The sequence below is a fragment of the Kitasatospora sp. NPDC085879 genome (genome assembly GCF_040686255.1).
GTDB lineage: Bacteria > Actinomycetota > Actinomycetes > Streptomycetales > Streptomycetaceae > Kitasatospora.
Map to the genome: position 1 here is coordinate 1 of NZ_JBFBJZ010000040.1, position 16,259 is coordinate 16,259.

Annotated in this window: 18 protein-coding genes and 1 tRNA gene; 9 read left to right on the forward strand and 10 right to left on the reverse strand. The window is 72.0% G+C overall.

The window, feature by feature from the left end:
• Positions 1-326 precede the first annotated feature (326 nt).
• Positions 327-1,076: an MBL fold metallo-hydrolase gene (locus AB0P35_RS26795; RefSeq protein ID WP_363515367.1), complete on the forward strand. Its 750-nt coding sequence runs from the start codon at positions 327-329 to the stop codon at positions 1,074-1,076.
• Positions 1,077-1,082: 6 nt separating this feature from the next.
• Here AB0P35_RS26795 and AB0P35_RS26800 read toward each other — a convergent pair whose 3' ends face one another.
• Positions 1,083-1,988 carry a branched-chain amino acid transaminase gene (locus AB0P35_RS26800; RefSeq protein ID WP_363515370.1) on the reverse strand — a complete coding sequence of 302 codons (906 nt, stop codon included), beginning with the start codon at positions 1,986-1,988 and terminating at the stop codon, positions 1,083-1,085.
• 139 nt (positions 1,989-2,127) lie between these two features.
• Here AB0P35_RS26800 and AB0P35_RS26805 point away from each other — a divergent pair, with 139 nt between their 5' ends.
• On the forward strand, positions 2,128-3,084 hold the full coding sequence (locus AB0P35_RS26805) for a helix-turn-helix transcriptional regulator (RefSeq protein ID WP_363515373.1): 957 nt from the start codon (positions 2,128-2,130) through the stop codon (positions 3,082-3,084).
• Here the strand turns inward: AB0P35_RS26805 and AB0P35_RS26810 are convergent.
• The 5 genes from AB0P35_RS26810 to AB0P35_RS26830 form a co-directional block, all read right to left on the reverse strand.
• Positions 3,081-3,548: a hypothetical protein gene (locus tag AB0P35_RS26810; RefSeq protein ID WP_095874713.1), complete on the reverse strand. Its 468-nt coding sequence runs from the start codon at positions 3,546-3,548 to the stop codon at positions 3,081-3,083. The two genes, AB0P35_RS26805 and AB0P35_RS26810, sit on opposite strands and share 4 nt — an antisense overlap.
• Positions 3,545-4,069 carry an RNA polymerase sigma factor gene (locus tag AB0P35_RS26815; protein ID WP_363515377.1) on the reverse strand — a complete coding sequence of 175 codons (525 nt, stop codon included), beginning with the start codon at positions 4,067-4,069 and terminating at the stop codon, positions 3,545-3,547. The genes AB0P35_RS26810 and AB0P35_RS26815 overlap by 4 nt, the downstream gene beginning before the upstream one ends.
• Positions 4,062-4,532 (reverse strand): DUF3995 domain-containing protein, encoded by a 471-nt coding sequence (locus tag AB0P35_RS26820; RefSeq protein WP_363515380.1) that lies wholly within the window; start codon positions 4,530-4,532, stop codon positions 4,062-4,064. Before AB0P35_RS26820 ends, AB0P35_RS26815 begins: the two co-directional genes overlap by 8 nt.
• 188 nt (positions 4,533-4,720) lie before the next feature.
• A complete protein-coding gene (locus AB0P35_RS26825; protein WP_095874715.1) occupies positions 4,721-5,995 on the reverse strand; it encodes a PTS transporter subunit EIIC in 1,275 nt (424 codons plus the stop codon).
• Between the two features lie 234 nt (positions 5,996-6,229).
• The gene (locus AB0P35_RS26830; protein WP_363515384.1) at positions 6,230-7,522 is read right to left on the reverse strand and encodes a PTS transporter subunit EIIC; all 1,293 of its coding nucleotides are present in this window, start codon (positions 7,520-7,522) and stop codon (positions 6,230-6,232) included.
• Between the two features lie 343 nt (positions 7,523-7,865).
• On the opposite strand from AB0P35_RS26830, the gene AB0P35_RS26835 reads away from it, so the two are divergent.
• The 4 genes from AB0P35_RS26835 to rdgB all read left to right on the forward strand — a co-directional run bounded on the left by AB0P35_RS26835 (position 7,866) and on the right by rdgB (position 10,103).
• Complete coding sequence (locus AB0P35_RS26835; RefSeq protein ID WP_363515387.1) at positions 7,866-8,102, forward strand: PTS glucose/sucrose transporter subunit IIB; 237 nt, start codon at positions 7,866-7,868, stop codon at positions 8,100-8,102.
• 83 nt (positions 8,103-8,185) lie between these two features.
• Complete coding sequence (gene rph / locus AB0P35_RS26840; RefSeq protein ID WP_095874718.1) at positions 8,186-8,920, forward strand: ribonuclease PH; 735 nt, start codon at positions 8,186-8,188, stop codon at positions 8,918-8,920.
• Between the two features lie 149 nt (positions 8,921-9,069).
• A complete protein-coding gene (locus AB0P35_RS26845; RefSeq protein WP_363515391.1) occupies positions 9,070-9,459 on the forward strand; it encodes a hypothetical protein in 390 nt (129 codons plus the stop codon).
• 35 nt (positions 9,460-9,494) lie between these two features.
• Positions 9,495-10,103, forward strand: a complete 609-nt coding sequence (gene rdgB, locus AB0P35_RS26850; RefSeq protein WP_095874720.1) for an RdgB/HAM1 family non-canonical purine NTP pyrophosphatase — start codon at positions 9,495-9,497, stop codon at positions 10,101-10,103.
• Positions 10,104-10,169: 66 nt separating this feature from the next.
• On the opposite strand, the gene AB0P35_RS26855 is transcribed toward rdgB, so the two are convergent.
• Positions 10,170-10,251 (reverse strand) — tRNA-Leu (locus tag AB0P35_RS26855).
• A 53-nt stretch (positions 10,252-10,304) separates the two neighbouring features.
• Positions 10,305-10,961 carry an HNH endonuclease gene (locus AB0P35_RS26860; RefSeq protein ID WP_363515394.1) on the reverse strand — a complete coding sequence of 219 codons (657 nt, stop codon included), beginning with the start codon at positions 10,959-10,961 and terminating at the stop codon, positions 10,305-10,307.
• A 363-nt stretch (positions 10,962-11,324) separates the two neighbouring features.
• Between AB0P35_RS26860 and AB0P35_RS26865 the strand changes: the two genes are divergently transcribed.
• A complete protein-coding gene (locus AB0P35_RS26865; RefSeq protein WP_363515506.1) occupies positions 11,325-13,694 on the forward strand; it encodes a chitinase C-terminal domain-containing protein in 2,370 nt (789 codons plus the stop codon).
• Between the two features lie 73 nt (positions 13,695-13,767).
• Here the strand turns inward: AB0P35_RS26865 and AB0P35_RS26870 are convergent, their stop codons facing one another.
• Both AB0P35_RS26870 and bcp read right to left on the reverse strand, forming a co-directional pair.
• Positions 13,768-14,445, reverse strand: a complete 678-nt coding sequence (locus tag AB0P35_RS26870) for a hypothetical protein (RefSeq protein ID WP_363515397.1) — start codon at positions 14,443-14,445, stop codon at positions 13,768-13,770.
• Between the two features lie 209 nt (positions 14,446-14,654).
• On the reverse strand, positions 14,655-15,128 hold the full coding sequence (gene bcp, locus AB0P35_RS26875; RefSeq protein WP_363515400.1) for a thioredoxin-dependent thiol peroxidase: 474 nt from the start codon (positions 15,126-15,128) through the stop codon (positions 14,655-14,657).
• A gap of 142 nt (positions 15,129-15,270) precedes the next feature.
• On the opposite strand from bcp, the gene AB0P35_RS26880 reads away from it, so the two are divergent.
• Together AB0P35_RS26880 and AB0P35_RS26885 are read left to right on the forward strand one after the other, a co-directional pair.
• Positions 15,271-15,609, forward strand: coding sequence for a DUF3618 domain-containing protein (locus tag AB0P35_RS26880; RefSeq protein WP_095874724.1), 339 nt, complete (start codon positions 15,271-15,273; stop codon positions 15,607-15,609).
• A 296-nt stretch (positions 15,610-15,905) separates the two neighbouring features.
• The gene (locus AB0P35_RS26885; protein WP_257019333.1) at positions 15,906-16,208 is read left to right on the forward strand and encodes a co-chaperone GroES; all 303 of its coding nucleotides are present in this window, start codon (positions 15,906-15,908) and stop codon (positions 16,206-16,208) included.
• The last annotated feature ends 51 nt before the right edge of the window (positions 16,209-16,259 follow it).

Here is a 16,259-nt window from a genome sequence, read left to right on the forward strand (position 1 = left end):
GCGGTCCGCTGTGACGGGGACGCCGAGGTCCACCGCGTCGTCGTCACCCGCCCCTACGGCGAACCCGGCGCGCTGAAGGAGGAGTTGCTCGCCGTACCCGCGCCCGGCCCTCCGCGGCCGCACCCCCCTCCGACCCGCCGCGCCCCCGCCGCGCCCCCTCCGCCACCCGACCCGGCCCGTTCTGGTGATTCCAGCCACAGCCCGGCACGGAGACGGGGGCAAAGTGCCGCCCGGCCCTTACTCTCGACAACGCGAAGGGGCACCGCTACCGAGAGGTAGTGCCGCGCCGGCGTGGACCATGACCCATCGGGGCGGAGGGGCTCGGCATGAAACTGACCGTGGTGGGGTGCTCGGGGAGCTTCCCGTCCGCCGACTCGCCCTGCTCCAGCTACCTCGTCGAGGCCGACGGATACCGCCTGGTCGTCGACCTCGGCAACGGCGCCCTCGGCGCGCTGCAGAAGTACACCGGCCTCTACGACGTCGACGCCGTCCTGCTCAGCCACCTGCACGCCGACCACTGCATCGACCTCTGCGCCTACTGGGTCGCCCGCAACTACCGGGTCGAGGGCTGCCCCGCGCCGCTCCCCGTCTACGGACCGCACGGCACCGCCGAACGCCTCGCCCGCGCCTACGACATGCCGGAGGAACCCGGCATGAAGGAGGTCTTCGACTTCCGCCCGCTCGGCAACCGCAGCTTCGACCTCGGCCCGCTGCGCATCACCAGCGCCCAGGTCAACCACCTGGACACCGAGGCCTACGGTTTCCGGATCGAGCACGGCGACGCCTCCCTCGCCTACTCCGGCGACACCGGCGAGTGCGCCGACCTGGTCGACCTCGCCCGCGACACCGACCTGTTCCTCTGCGAGGCCGCCTACACCGACGGCAAGGAGACCTTCCGGGCCATCCACCTCAACGGACGCGAGGCCGGCGAGCACGCCGCCGCCGCCGGCACCGGCCGCCTCGTGCTCACCCACATCCCGCCGTGGACCGACGCCGAGCAGAACCGCCGCGACGCCGCCGAGGCCTTCACCGGCCCCGTCGAACTCGCCGCCCCCGGCGCCGTCTGGGAGCTCTGACCCGGCTCACACCCGGGTCAGCCACCGCCCGTACCGCGGCTCCGCGCCCGACACCGCCGCCCGGTACAGCTCCGCCACCCGCGCCGTCACCGCGCCGGGTGCCGCCGGCAGCTCCCGGTCGTCCAGCGAACCCACCGGCACGATCCCCGCCGCCGTCCCGCACACGAACACCTCGTCCGCCGCGTACAGGTCCGAGCGCAGCAGCCGCTCCACCCGCACCTCGACCCCCAGGTCCCGGGCCAGCGCGAGCACGGTGTCCTGGGTGACCCCCTCCAGCGCCCCCGCCGCCACCGGCGGCGTCCGCAGCACCCCGTCCCGCACCGCGAACACGTTCTCCGCACTGCACTCGCTCACCGAACCGTCCGAGGCCAGCAGCAGCGCCTCGTCGTACCCGGCGTCCGTCGCCTCCCGCCGCGCCAGCACCGAATTCAGGTACGGGCCGGTCGCCTTGGCCGCCGGCGGCACACTGTTCGGATCCGTCCGCCGCCAACTGCTGGTCTTCAGCCGCAGCGGACGCCCCGGCGCCTGCTCCGGCCACTCCCAGGACGCGATCACCGTCCGCGTCCCGGCACCCCGCATGTCCAGGCCCATCGCGCCGTCCCCCAGGAACGCGAAGTGCCGTACGTAGCAGGCTCCCTGACCGTTCGCCCGGAGCAACTCCACCGTGCCCTTCGCCAACTCCTCGACGCCGTACGGCAACGGCATCCGCAGCATGTGCGCGCTGCGCACCAGCCGGCGCAGGTGGTCCTCCAGCCGGAACACCGCAGGCCCCTCCGCCGTCCCGAACACCCGGGTGCCCTCCAGCACCCCCGTCCCGTAGTGCAGGCCGTGCGTCAGCACGTGCACCCGCGCCTCGTGCCAGGGCACCAGCGCGCCGTCGAACCAGATCGTCGAAGCCTCCGTCGTCACCATGCCGCCATCCTGGCGCCCCGACACCCCCGCGCCACCGCCCCCGCGGGCGCCTGAACCGGCCATGGCCGGGACCGGAGCCGCCGTCCCGGATGGTGGAATTCACGGTTCGCCCACCGACCGGGTGGCTATCGTCCCCGCCGTGGAGCACAGCACCGCCCTCTACCGCCGCCTGCGCACCGACCCGAGCCGCCCGCTGCCCGACCTGCGCGGCGAACTCGGCTGGGACGAAACCGAGTTCGACGCGGCGGTCGGCGAACTCAGACAGCTCGGACTGCTCCGTCCCACCGCCGACCCCGGCAGCGGACTGACCGCGGTCTCCGTCGCCACCGCCGTCCGCCACCTCCTCGCCGACGCCGACGGACACCTCGCCGAACTCTTCACCGCCGTCCGCCGCACCCGCGACACCGTCGAAGAACTCCACAGCCGCTACCTGCCCGCGCAGAGCGACACCGCCGACAGCGGCACCCCACACCTCGTCCACGGCGCCGACCGCATCGCCGCGCTCCTCGAGGACGCCGCCCACAGCGCCCGCACCGAGGTCCTGTCGCTGCGCCCCGGCCAGGAGCACTCCCGCACCGCCCTCGACGGCAAACTCGCCCGCGAACGCATCGCGCTCGCCCACGGCGTCCGGCTGCGCACCGTCTACCCGGCGGCGGCCCTGCACCACCCGGAGGTGCTCGACCACGTGCAGCGGCTCACCGCCGCAGGGGCCGGCATCCGGGTCGCGCACACCCTCCCGCTGTGGCTGATCACGGTGGACCGCACGATGGCGGTGCTGCCCGCGCCCGGCGGGGCGCCCGACACCGCGCTCGTCGTCCGGGACGAAGCCGTGCTGGCGGTGGTCCGCGAGCTCTTCGAGTACTTCTGGACGGCGGCCTGGGTGCCGCCGGACCTGCTGGGCCGCCCGGTGCCCGACGACCGCCACCGCGAGGTGCTCCGGCTGCTCGCCGCCGGCCTGACCGACCAGGCGATCGCCAGGAAGCTGGAGATCTCCGAGCGCACCGTGCGCCGCCTGGTCTCCGACCTCACCACCGACCTCGGCGCCCAGAGCCGCTTCCAGGCCGGGGTGCACGCCGCCCGCCTGGGCTGGATCTAGCGGCTCCCGTCCACCCGCTGCTGCAGGCGGGCCAGCGCCAGCCGCGGCTCGCGGCGGGTGCCCAGCGGGACGAGTGCCGCCTTGCCCGGCACCCGGACGCCGCCGGTCAGCGCGACCCGGGTGGCACCGGCCCCGTCGGCGACGGCCGCCATCCCGACGATCAGGAACCGGCTCTGCAGCCAGCACCAGCCCGGTCGGATCACCCCGTCGAACCGGGCCCGCATCCCGTACCGGCTGCGCGCCAGGGCCGCCACCCGGTCGCCGTCCCGGCGGAGCACGCGCAGGCTCCTCATGTCCGGCTGGAAGCGGCCGAACTCGCCCTCTAGGTCGCCCATGACCGCCCACACCCGGTCGAACGGCGCGTCGACCACGCCCTCGGTGACGCGGGCGCCGCGGATCCCCGCGGCCATCACGTGCAGCCGCCGCACCGGGTCCAGCGGGGCGGTCGGGTCGTCCGTCGTCATGCCGTCCACATCCTTCGGAATACGGTCCGGGCACGGTGCAGCCTGGACTTCACGGTGCCCTCGGGGATGCCGAGCAGACCGGCGGCGGCCCGCTCGTCCAGGCCCTCGACGTCGCGCAGCAGCAGGACGGCCCGGTGCTCGGGGGTGAGCCGGCCCAGCACGTCCCGGATGTCCGCGGCGAGCTGGGCGTCCCCGGGGGAGGGCAGTGCGGTGAGTTCGGCGGGGGTGTCGCGGCCGTCCCGGCGGACCACCCGCACCGCCTCGCGGACGGCCAGCACCCGGACCCAGCCGTAGAGCGCGTCCACGTCCCGCAGCGAGCGCAGGCCCCGGAAGACGGCGGTGAGCGTCTCCTGCACCGCGTCCTGGCGGCCGGCCGCGGCGGCGGGCCCGCAGATCCGTCCGCAGATCCGCCCGACGTGGGGCGTGAGGTGGTCGAGCAGGTCGCTCATCGCGAGGGTGTCCCCGCGCCGGGCGGCGCGGGCCAGCGCCACGCCGCGCGAGCGCTCGTCGGGATCAGCCACGGCGGAAGTCTCGCACCGGTCGGAGCGCTCCGATCCCGGCGGTCCGGGCCGCCGCCGCGCCGAAGCCGAGGCAGAGCGGCGTGTAGAGCACCAGGTTGAGCAGGTGGAAGGTGCTGCCGGGGTCCGTGCCGAGGCCACAGGCCCACACCAGTCCGGCCGCTCCGCGGAGCAGCAGCCCGGCCGCCACGGCGGCGGTGGCCAGCCGGCAGAGCCGGGCGGTGCGGGGACCGCCGCGGCCGTGCGCGCGGGCCAGCACCGCGGCCGCGGCGGCGAGCAGCAGCGCGGCGAGCGGCAGCACCACGGGCGGCGTGAACGGGACGTCGGCGTTGAGGACGGCCTGCGAGAGCGCCCGGCCGTCGGCGGCGGGCCAGGTGCGGCCGGTGGCCCAGTACACGTGGAGTGCGGCGTCGGCGGCCAGCAGTCCGGCCACCGCCGTTCCGGTGCGCTGCGCGGTGCGGTCCACGGATTCCCCCTCGCTTCGGTCGGCCGGGTCGGCCGGTCGGCGCCGTCCCGTCGACGGGCCGTCACCGCACAAGGAGGAGCGGACCGGGCCGGACGTTCCCTGTGTCCTGCCTCACACCGGCCGGGACGTGGCGACGGACCCCGCCCTGAGCAGCGGGGCGGGGTCCGTACGGGGGTGGGGGAGGGGCGTCAGGCCTTGGTGACGTCCTCGACCTCGGTGTCGTCCTCGCGACCGGGGGTCTTGAGGTTGAACTTGGTGATCGCGAAGCGGAAGAGCACGTAGTACAGGGCGGCGAAGACCAGGCCGATCGGGATGATCAGCAGCGGGTGGGTGGCCTTGCTGAAGCCCAGGCCGTAGTCGATCAGACCGGCCGAGAAGGTGAAGCCGGCGTGCACGCCGAGCGCCCAGGTGACGGCCATCGAGACGGCGGTCAGCACCGCGTGGATGGCGAACAGGACCGGGGCGATGAAGAGGAAGGCGAACTCGATCGGCTCGGTGACGCCGGTGACGAAGGAGGTCAGCGCCAGCGACATCATCATGCCCATCACCGCGGCGCGGCGCTCCGGGCGGGCGGCGTGCGCGATCGCCAGGGCGGCGGCCGGCAGCGCGAACATCATGATCGGGAAGAAGCCCGACATGAACTGGCCGGCCGTCGGGTCGCCGGCGAAGTAGCGGGTCAGGTCGCCGTGCACGACGGTGCCGTCGGCCTTGGTGAAGTCACCGGTCTGGAACCAGGCGTAGGAGTTGACGAACTGGTGCATGCCGACCGGCAGCAGACCGCGGTTGATCAGGCCGAACGCGCCCGCACCGAAGGCGCCTGCGCCGATCAGGGAGTCGTTCAGGCTGCCGATCGCGTCGCCGACCGGGCCCCAGACCAGGGCGAAGAGCACGCCCACGGCGGTGCCGACGAAGGCCATGATGATCGGTACCAGGCGGCGGCCGTTGAAGAAGCCCAGCCAGTCGACCAGCTTGGTGCGGTGGTACTTCTGCCACAGCACGGCGCTGAGCAGGCCGATCACGATGCCGCCGAGCACGCCCGGGTTCTGGTAGGTGGGCTGGACCCACTTGCCGTCGGCGATGTGGCCGTCGGTGATCGGGAACGCGGTGAGCACGTTCTTGTACACCAGGAAGCCGACCAGTGCGGCGAGGGCGGTCGAGCCGTCGGCCTTCTTGGCGAAGCCGATGGCGATGCCCACCGCGAAGAGCAGCGGGAGGTTGCTGAACACGGCGTCGCCCGCCGTGCTGAACACCGCGGCGACCTTGTCCCAGCCGAGGCCGTCCTTGCCGAAGACGTCGTCCTGGCCGAGACGGAGCAGCAGGCCCGCGGCCGGCAGCACGGCGATCGGCAGCTGGAGGCTGCGGCCGATCTTCTGCAGGCCCTGGAGCGTGCTCTGGCCGATCTTCTTGATCGGGGAGGGTGCCGGTGCCGCGGCGGGCGCCGGTGCCTGCGCAGTCGTACTCATGGGGTGGTTCCTAACGGCAGGGCGGGTCGGTGGGGGTGCATCGGGGGCCGACTCGCGAACTGGTCTACACCACGAGTGGTGTAGACCAGTTTCTAACACGTGCCCGACGGAGGAAGGAACCCTTGAAAGCGCCGCAGGTCGGAAGCGCTATGAAATCGAAACCTTGTTGCGGATCGACGATCTTGACTGCGCTCGGTCACCGGCCATTTTGGCGAGTTGCGCAACAAATGGCGCTCAGGCCTTCGTCACGTCCTCGACCTGGTCCTCGTCCTCCCTGCCGGGCGTCTTCAGGTCGAAGTGCACGATGACGAACCGGAACAGCGCGTAATAGACCACCGCGAAAGCCAGACCGATCGGAATGATCAGCCACGGTTTCGTCGCCAACCCCCAGTTGATGACGTAGTCGATCAACCCGGCCGAGAAGCTGAAGCCGTCGTGCACGCCGAACGCCCAGGTCACCGCCATCGAGGCACCGGTCAGCAGGGCGTGCAGCACGAACAGGACCGGCGCGATGTAGGCGAAGGAGTACTCGACCGGCTCGGTCACCCCCGTGACGAAGCTGGTCAGCGCGACCGAGGTCATCAGGCCGTAGATCTCCTTGCGCCGGTGCGGCTTCGCCGAGTGCGCGATGGCCATCGCCGCCGCCGGCAGCGCGAACATCATGATCGGGAAGAAGCCCGAGGTGAACTGGCCGGCCGTCGGGTCGCCCGCCAGGAACCGCGGGATGTCCCCGTGCACCACCTCGTCCGTGCCCGGCTTGTGGTACTCGCCGAACTGGAACCAGACGAAGGTGTTGATCAACTGGTGCATGCCGATCAGCAGCAGCGCCCGGTTCGCCACACCGAAGATGCCCGCGCCGCCCGAGCCGAGGTCGGCGAGCCACTGCGAGAAGTCGGTCATCGCCCGGCCGATCGGCGGCCACACCCACAGCGCCAGGCAGGCCAGCGCCAGCCCGCCCACCGCGGTGATCATCGGCACCAGCCGGCGCCCGTTGAAGAAGCCCAGCCAGTCCACCAGCTTCGTCCGGTGGTAGCGCACCCACAGCCAGGCCGACATCAGCCCGATCAGGATGCCGCCCAGCACCCCGGGGTTCTGGAACACCGCCGTGCTCGACGTGTGCGCCGAGAAGTCGATGCACTGATTGCCCGTGATCGTGCCCGTGCACTGCTCCCGGTCCGGGAAGGCCCGCAGCACGTTGTAGTAGACGAGGAAGCCGGTCACCGCCGCCAGCGCCGTCGAACCGTCCGACTTCTTCGCCATGCCGATCGCCACACCGATGCAGAACAGCAGCGGCAGGCCCAGATTGGAGTCCAGCAGCGCACCGCCGGCCGCCGCGAACACCTTCGCCACGTTGTCCCAGCCCAGGCCGTCCTTGCCGAACACGTCGTCCTGGCCCAGCCGGTTCAGGATCCCGGCCGCTGGCAGCACCGCCACCGGCAGCTGCAGGCTGCGGCCCATCTTCTGCAGCCCGCCGTAGAAGGACTGCCACCACGGTGTCGGTGCGGGCGCCGTGCCTGCTGTACTCATGGGAGTCCTCCCCGCGCGGTCCACGGCCGCGTCCGGGGGTCCGTTCCGCCGCCCCGGCGATACACCTACTATTGGTGTAGACCACTTGGGAGGCGAGCGGCCGCCGGACGGCAGCCCGATGATCGCCATCCTGAGGCCCGGCCGCACTCCGCTGCGCGCCAAAATGGGCCAAAAGTGGACTGACGTGGCAAACCACCCCGAAACGGGAAATGCTTGTCGCGCCGCCGGCCGACACGGAACCTGAACCCGCGTCACCACACCCGGCACACCACCGCACCACGGCAACGACGCGGCACGGCACCCGACACCACCGGCCGAACCGCCGACACACAGGGAGACACACATGGCCAGCAAGGCAGAGAAGATCGTCGCCGGCCTCGGCGGAATCGACAACATCGAAGAGGTCGAAGGCTGCATCACCCGCCTGCGCACCGAGGTCGTCAACCCCGAGCTCGTCGACGAAGCCGCACTCAAGGCCGCCGGCGCCCACGGCGTCGTCAAGATGGGCACCGCCATCCAGGTCGTCATCGGCACCGACGCCGACCCCATCGCCGGCGAGATCGAAGACATGATGGAGTGACCGGCCCCGCGCCGACCACGGCCCGCCGCCCCCACCGGGACGGCGGGCCGCACCACACCCCGCAACGGCTACGCTCGGTGCCTATGTCACGCATCGACGGCCGCACCCCCGACCAGCTCCGCCCCATCACCATCGAACGAGGCTGGAGCAAGCACGCCGAAGGCTCCGTCCTCGTCTCCTTCGGCGACACCAAAGTCCTCTGCACCGCCAGCGTCACCGAAGGCGTCCCCCGCTGGCGCAAGGGCAGCGGCGAAGGCTGGGTCACCGCCGAGTACTCCATGCTCCCCCGCGCCACCAACACCCGCGGAGACCGCGAATCCGTCCGCGGCAAGATCGGCGGCCGCACCCACGAGATCAGCCGCCTCATCGGCCGCTCGCTGCGCGCCGTCATCGACCACCGCGCCCTCGCCGAGAACACCATCGTCCTCGACTGCGACGTCCTCCAGGCCGACGGCGGCACCCGCACCGCCGCCATCACCGGCGCCTACGTCGCCCTCGTCGACGCCGTCGCCTGGGCTCGCGACAAGAAGATCCTCCGCGCCAAGGGCCAGCCCATCACCGGCGGCGTCAGCGCCGTCAGCGTCGGCATCATCGACGGCACCCCCATGCTCGACCTCCGCTACGAAGAAGACGTCCGCGCCGAGACCGACATGAACATCGTCTGCACCTCCGACGGCCGCTTCGTCGAGGTCCAGGGCACCGCCGAAGGCGCCCCCTTCGACCGCGCCCTCCTCGACCAGCTCCTCGACCTCGGCACCCTCGGCTGCGCCGAACTCGACGAGATCCAGCACAAGGCCCTCCGCGACCTCGAAGGCTGACACCCCACCGGGCCGCGGGCGCGCATCCTGTACACGGCGCGCCCGCAGCCCGTACCGTTCGGACCGGAACCGAGGGAACCGACCCGGCACCGCCGACCGTCCCCACCCACGGACCCCTCGCGCGCCCACCACCACACGGAGGACACCCGATGCCGGACAGCCTCACCCGCTCCACCACCCTCGCCGTGGCCGGACTCGTCCTCCTCCTGCCGCTCAGCGCCGTCAGCTGCTCCGCCGCCCAGAAGGCCCTCGACTGCGGCAACACCGCCGTCCGCATCACCAACGACATCGCGCAGGCCGGCGACGCCTTCAACAACGCCGCCAGCGACCCCGCGTCCGCCGGGCAGGCCCTGCAGACCCTCAAGAACGACCTCGACCAGATCAGCCGCAACTCCAGCGACACCGACGTCTCCCAGGCCGTCACCGACCTGCGCACCCAGGTCGACAAGGCCCAGCAGGCCATCGACAACAAGCAGGTCCCCGACCTCAAGCCGCTCGGCGACGCCGCAGGCAACCTCAGCAAGACCTGCACCGGCTGACACCCCGCCAACCCGGTGTGCCCTACGGTGGGCCCATGACTGCACGACGCCTCGTCCTCGCCACCCGAAACCGCCACAAGGTCGCCGAACTCCGCGACATCCTCGGCGACGCCGGACTCGACGTCGAACTCGTCGGCGCCGACGCCTACCCCGAGATCCCCGACGTCCCCGAGACCGGCATCACCTTCGCCGAGAACGCCCTCCTCAAGGCCCACGCCCTCGCCCGCGCCACCGGACTGCCCGCCGTCGCCGACGACTCCGGCCTCTGCGTCGACGTCCTCGGCGGCGCCCCCGGCATCCTCTCCGCCCGCTGGTCCGGCAAGCACGGCGACGACCGCGCCAACCTGGACCTGCTGCTCGCCCAGCTCGCCGACATCGCCGAAGCCCACCGCGGCGCCCACTTCGCCTGCGCCGCCGCCCTCGCCCTCCCCGACGGCACCGAACGCGTCGTCGAAGGCCGCCTCCTCGGCACGCTGCGCACCGAACCCGCCGGCGACGGCGGCTTCGGCTACGACCCGATCCTGCAGCCCCTCGGCGAGACCCGGACCTGCGCCGAACTCACCCCCGCCGAGAAGAACGCCATCAGCCACCGCGGCCAGGCCTTCCGCGCCCTCGCCCCGGTCGTCCGCGAACTGCTCGGCTGACACACGGAACGCCGAAGGCCCGCCGGAGTGATTCCGGCGGGCCTTCGTTTCTTAGGTAACATCCTGTGCGGCCGAAGGGATTCGAACCCTCAAGCCCTCACGGGCCAACGGACCTAAACCGTTTGCGTCGCCTTTGCGCCACGGCCGCTTGTACCGCAGCCAACATGCTACAGCGGAACGCTCTCGGATCGGTCGGCCGGCTCAGCGTGCTTCGCGCCCCCGGTTCCGCCCGCAGTAGGTGTCGGTTGTGGCATGGCAGTTCGGGCACAGTAGGCGCAGGTTCTCGGCCCGGTTGTCGAGCCAGTCGCCGTTGGCGTGGTCGACCTCCAGGGTCAGGGGCGGCCCACGCCACACCGGCCCGGTGCCGCAGTCGGCGCAGACGTCCGGCCGCCCGATATGGACGAGCATCGCACGCAGTTGGCGCCCCCGGGTGCGGTGGCTGCCCGGCGGCCGGCGGACGAGTAGCTCCTCCGGCCTGCGCAGCGGCCCGGTGCTGCGCCCCTTGTTGTGGGCCGCGCCGGTGAAGTGCGAGGTGTCGATGCGGTGTTCCAGCAGTGCCGCCTTCACCCGGCTTCGGCAGCTGCCGGTATCGGGCAGGCCGAGGGCGCGCAGCACCCCCGCGATGCTGGTGCTCGCAGCGGCGGCCTCGGTGAGCCGCTCGGGCGGCAGGGCGCGGGGCCGGCGGCGGGGCGGTTCGGCGAAGTGTGCGGTGTCGATCCCGTACTCCCTGAGCCGCCTGCCCAGGTAGCTCTGGGTGCCGCCCGACAGCGGTACGCCGAGCCGTCGAAGCATGTCGTTGACGCCGACCGACTCCGCCGCCGTCGTGGCGAGGAGTTCGCGGGTGTATCTGATCCGCATGTGCGCCCCCTGCGGGTTCCTGTGTTCGGTACCCGTCCCCCGGTTCGGAAACGATCGGATCGGGCGGGAGGCCACGGGGTCGGGAGAGCGCTTTATTGGTACAGACCTATTGACGGGATGGTCCAGACCACATAGCTTCGGCGCACTCTGTGGTTCGGCGGCCGGGTGGTTGACGGTACGTCGGCTGCGGCGTGTCCGACCCTCCCCCACTTGCGCGCCCGCTTCCCCACTCGGGTGCGCCGACACTCTCTCCTGGAGGACCGAGTGTTGAACCGAACCCAGACGGTGCAGCGTCCCACCGCCGTCGGCAGCCGCCGGGTCTCCGGCCGGCGGGCGGCGGCGGCCGCCACCGCGGCGGCGGGCCTGGCCGGCCTGCTGCTGGCGACGCTGGGTGCGTCGCCCTCGCAGGCGGCCGCCGACAACCAGTCCTGCCGCCCCGACGGCATGTACACCACGCCGGGCGTGGACGTCCCCTACTGCGACGTCTACGACACCGCGGGCCGCGAGAAGATGGGCGCCGACCACCAGCGCCGGATCATCGGCTACTTCACGGGCTGGCGCACCGGGCAGGACGGCACCCCCGCCTACCTGGTCAACAACATCCCGTGGGACAAGGTCACCCACCTCAACTACGCCTTCGGTCACGTCGGCAGCGACAACAAGCTGTCGGTGGGCACCGACTCGGCGACCAACGCGGCGACCGGCATGACCTTCCCCGGTGTGGCCGGCGCCGAGATGGACCCGAGCCTGCCGTACAAGGGCCATTTCAACCTGCTGACGAAGTTCAAGAAGCAGTACCCGAATGTGAAGACCCTGATCTCGGTGGGTGGTTGGGCCGAGACGGGCGGCTACTTCGGGGACGACGGCAAGCGCGTGTCCTCGGGCGGCTTCTACTCGATGACGGTCAACGCGGACGGTTCGGTCAACCAGGCCGGCATCAACACCTTCGCGGACTCGGCGGTCGACTTCATCAAGAAGTACGGCTTCAACGGCGTCGACGTCGACTACGAGTACCCGACCTCGATGAAGGACGCCGGCAACCCGCTGGACGCCACCATCTCCAACGCCAAGCGCGGTTCGCTGGTCAAGGGTTACGCGGCGCTGATGAGGACGCTGCGCGAGAAGCTCGACCGCGCGGGCGCGACGGACGGCAAGTACTACATGCTGTCGGTGGCGGCGCCGTCCTCCGGCTACCTGCTGCGCGGCATGGAGACCTTCCAGGTGACGCAGTACCTGGACTACGTCAACATCATGTCGTACGACCTGCACGGTGCCTGGAACAAGTACGTCGGCCCGAACGCCTCGCTGTACGACGACGGCAAGGACGGCGAGCTGGCCGCCGCGAACGTCTACGGCACCTCGCAGTACGGCGGCATCGGCTACCTGAACACCGACTGGGCGTACCACTACTTCCGCGGCGCGATGCCGGCGGGCCGGATCAACGTCGGTCTGCCGTACTACACCCGCGGCTTCAAGAACGTCACCGGCGGCACCAACGGCCTGTGGGGCACCGCCTCGACGTCGACCTGTCCGGCGGGCTCCGGTCTGACGGCGTGCGGTGACGGCGCGGTCGGCATCGACAACCTCTGGCACGACCTGGACGACAACGGCAAGGAGGCCCCGGCGGGCTCCAACCCGATGTGGCACGCCAAGAACCTGGAGAAGGGCATCGTCCCGGACTACCTCTCCAAGTACGGCCTGACGGACACCGCGCTGCAGGGCAGCTACACCCGCAACTACAGCTCCTCGCTGGTGGCGCCGTGGCTGTGGAACGACAGCAAGAAGGTGTTCCTGTCCACCGAGGACGAGGAGTCGGTGGCCGCGAAGGCCGACTACGTGGTCAACCAGGGCGCCGGCGGCGCGATGATCTGGGAGCTCGCGGGCGACTACCGCTGGGACGCCGCCGCCAACGGCGGCAAGGGCGAGTACGTGCAGGGCTCGACGCTGACCTCGCTGATGTACGACAGGTTCAAGGCGGCCTCGGCGTACGGCGCGACCCGGTCGACGATCGCGCTGCCGCAGCAGACCCTGCCGATCGACGTGTCGTTCACCAACTTCGCGCTGGGCGACTCGAACTACCCGATCAACCCGAAGATCCACATCGTCAACAACTCGACGCTGACCCTGCCGGGCGGCACCGAGTTCCAGTTCGACTACGCCGACTCGGCGCCGGGCAACGCCAAGGACCAGTCCGGCTTCGGCCTGACGGTGATCCGGCAGGACCACACGGCGGCGAACAACGTGGGCGGTCTGAAGGGCGTGTACAACCGCGTGTCGGTGAAGCTGCCGAGCTGGCAGTCGCTGGCCCCGGGCGCCTCGGTCGACATGGACTTCGTCTACTACCTGCCGGTCTCGACCCCGGCCAACTGGACGGTCAACGTCGGCGGCACGCTGTACGGCCTGACCGGCGACCTGACCCGCGGCGGCACCGGTTCGACCGCCTCGCCGAGCGCCTCGGCCTCCGCGTCCTCCTCGGCCAGCCCGTCGGCCTCGGCGAGCGCCTCGCCGAGCAGTTCGCCCAGCAGCTCCCCGAGCAGCTCGCCGACCACCTCGGCCAGCCCGACCGGCGGCACCTGCACCGCGCCGAGCTGGAACGCGGCGACGGTGTACGCCACGGCCGGCACCACGGTGTCCTGGAAGGGCCGCGCGTACAGCAACAAGTGGTGGACCCAGGGCGAGGACCCCTCCACCACCGGTCAGTGGGGGGTGTGGAACGACCTCGGTCCGTGCTGACTGACCTGAGGTGAGGAACGGCGGTGGCGGTCGACCCGGTCGGGGGGTCGGCCGCCACCGCTTCGTCCGGGGCCTACTGCTCCAGGTCGGCCCGCATCGAGGCGAACAGCTTGGCCGCCGCGGCCGGCGAGGACTGCGGGAAGAGCGCGACGGCGGCCGTCGAGGAGTCGGCCCAGCCGCAGAGCGCGTCGGCGCCGTACGGCAGGCACTCCAGGCTGCCGCCGAGCGGGCCGGGCGCGTAGGCGGTGCCGGTACCCGGGGTGCCGGTGGAGCCGTTGCCCGCGGCGTAGTCGATCAGGCCGCGCCACAGGTGCTCGCGGCGCTTGCTGGTGTCCTCGGGGACGTTGTCGACGCCGACGAAGAGGATCCGGCGGCCGGAGGTCTGCCCGGCCCGGTCGTAGTTCTCCAGCACCAGGTGCATGCCGTCGCGCATCTCGCCCGGGTCGACCGGGACGTCGGTGATGGTGCCGTCGCCGCTGGACTTGGTGAGTCCGGCGGCGTGCTGCACGGAGATCACGGTGTGCTTGCCGCCGCCCGCCTTGCCGGTCTGCTTCGCCGTGGCGGGCGGGGTGGCGGCCGCGGGGCCGCTCGGCGCGGCGGGGGTGGTCGCGGCGGCGGCCGTGGGGGTGCCGGCCGGTGCGGCGTCGGCGCCGGGGGCGGCCTCCGGGTCGCAGGCGGTGAGGGTCAGTGCGGCGGCCAGGGTGCCCGCGGCGAGGATGCTGCGGGCGGTGCGGGTTCCGATGCTCGGCACGGTGTCTCCCGATGGGTGGTGGGCGGCTCGGGCTGCTCGACCCGACGCTCGCCGACGCTAGGGCCGCGCGGTGCGCGGCCGTGGCGTCTTGTCCTTCCCACGACCACTTCGGAACACGACGGTGACACGGTGACGTCCGGCGCCCGGCCCCGGAACGCCGCGGCGGGCACCGGGGGAGCCCCGGTGCCCGCCGTCTCGCCGACGCGGTGTCAGGCGCCGACCCGCAGGTCGCGCAGCAGCTTGGCGACGTGGCCGGTGGCCTTGACGTTGTAGAGGGCGTGCTCGACCTTGCCCTCCTCGTCGACCACGACGGTGGAGCGGATGACGCCGACCACGGTCTTGCCGTACAGCTTCTTCTCGCCGTAGGCGCCGTAGGCCTCCAGCACCGACTTGTCCTCGTCGGCGACCAGGGTGACCTTGAGGTTCTCCTTCTCGCGGAACCTGCCGAGCTTCTCCGGCTTGTCCGGGGAGATGCCGATGACGTCGTAGCCGGCGCCGGCGAAGACCTCCAGGTTGTCCGTGAAGTCGCAGGCCTGGGTGGTGCAGCCGGGGGTGAGGGCGGCCGGGTAGAAGTACACGATCACCTTGCGGCCGAGGTGGTCGGCGAGGGACACCTGGTTGCCGTCGGCATCGGGCAGGGTGAAGGCGGGGGCGGGGTCGCCGGCCTTGAGGCGCTCGCTCACGGTGGATCTCTCCTCGTGCTGGACGGGTGGTCGTACCCCGGCAAACCTACCCCTGTCGGTGGGTGGTGCTGCGCGCGGCGAGGGGCGAGCTGACAGACTGTGCGAGTCGCACAGGACAGCATCAGTGATTGGGGTGGCTCTCGTGGCCCAGGCGAGCAAGGACAAGTCGGCGCGAACGACGGCCCAGATCGAGGGGGACATCGCGCAGGCCCGTGAGCGGCTCGCGACGACGTTGGACGAGCTGGCGATGCGGGTGCACCCCGCGACGGTCGCCGCGCAGACCAAGGCGCGGATGATGGGCGCCGTCGAGCAGAAGGTCGGCCGGGCGTACGTGGCGGCCAGCGGGGCGCTGGAGCAGGTCAAGGCCGGTTTCACCGACGAGAAGGGCCGGCCGCGGCCGGAGCGCGTGGTGCCGGCCGCCCTGGTGGGTGTCGGCGTGGTGCTGCTGCTGGCCTCCGCCCGCAAGCGGCGCCGCGGCTGAGGCCGGACGGAAGGGGCCGGGGCGCTGATGCGGCCCGGCCCCTCTTTCATGTCCGCTTTTTTGTCCGCCCTCATGCGCGCTCCCGTGCCCGCCTCCCGTGTCCGCGGCGCCGATGCGTCCCGGCCGGGTGCCGGGGCCGTTCCGGGTGTGTTCCGGATGGCGGGCACCTGCGGGCCCGCCGTGCACCCGGGGGCCGCCGGGCGGGTACGGTCGGGTGCGTGAGCAAGAACGACGAGCAGAGCGCGCGGCACGAGGAGCACCGGCACGACAGGCTGGGCGAGAAGCTGCCGATCAGGATGTTGCACGACCGGGTGCTGGTGAAGGTCGACGCGGGGGAGGGCGAGCGCCGTTCCACCGGCGGCATCCTCATTCCGGCGACGGCCGAGCTGTCCCGGCGCTGCGCCTGGGCGGAGGCGGTCGCGGTCGGCCAGAGCGTGCGCACCGTGGAGCCGGGCGACCGGGTGCTGTACGACCCGGAGGACAAGCTGGAGGTCGAGGTCCGCGGCGCGACGTACGTGCTGCTGCGCGAGCGCGACCTGCACGCGGTGGCGGCCGAGCGGCTGTCCGGCGCGGAGGGGTCGACCGGCCTGTACCTGTGAGGGCCCGGCCCTGATCCGACGGTGCCCCGGACCGTGCACACGGTCCGGGGC

Excerpts from the sequence above, each read along its gene's own strand:
- rdgB (WP_095874720.1), top strand. The coding sequence starts at position 9,495 with ATGACTGCACGACGCCTCGTCCTCGCCACCCGAAACCGCCACAAGGTC.
- AB0P35_RS26810 (WP_095874713.1), bottom strand. The coding sequence starts at position 3,548 with ATGACGACGGACGACCCGACCGCCCCGCTGGACCCGGTGCGGCGGCTG.
- rph (WP_095874718.1), top strand. The coding sequence starts at position 8,186 with ATGTCACGCATCGACGGCCGCACCCCCGACCAGCTCCGCCCCATCACC.
- AB0P35_RS26830 (WP_363515384.1), bottom strand. The coding sequence starts at position 7,522 with ATGAGTACAGCAGGCACGGCGCCCGCACCGACACCGTGGTGGCAGTCC.
- AB0P35_RS26885 (WP_257019333.1), top strand. The coding sequence starts at position 15,906 with ATGTTGCACGACCGGGTGCTGGTGAAGGTCGACGCGGGGGAGGGCGAG.
- AB0P35_RS26845 (WP_363515391.1), top strand. The coding sequence starts at position 9,070 with ATGCCGGACAGCCTCACCCGCTCCACCACCCTCGCCGTGGCCGGACTC.
- AB0P35_RS26800 (WP_363515370.1), bottom strand. The coding sequence starts at position 1,988 with ATGGTGACGACGGAGGCTTCGACGATCTGGTTCGACGGCGCGCTGGTG.
- AB0P35_RS26795 (WP_363515367.1), top strand. The coding sequence starts at position 327 with ATGAAACTGACCGTGGTGGGGTGCTCGGGGAGCTTCCCGTCCGCCGAC.
- AB0P35_RS26860 (WP_363515394.1), bottom strand. The coding sequence starts at position 10,961 with ATGCGGATCAGATACACCCGCGAACTCCTCGCCACGACGGCGGCGGAG.
- AB0P35_RS26825 (WP_095874715.1), bottom strand. The coding sequence starts at position 5,995 with ATGAGTACGACTGCGCAGGCACCGGCGCCCGCCGCGGCACCGGCACCC.
- AB0P35_RS26835 (WP_363515387.1), top strand. The coding sequence starts at position 7,866 with ATGGCCAGCAAGGCAGAGAAGATCGTCGCCGGCCTCGGCGGAATCGAC.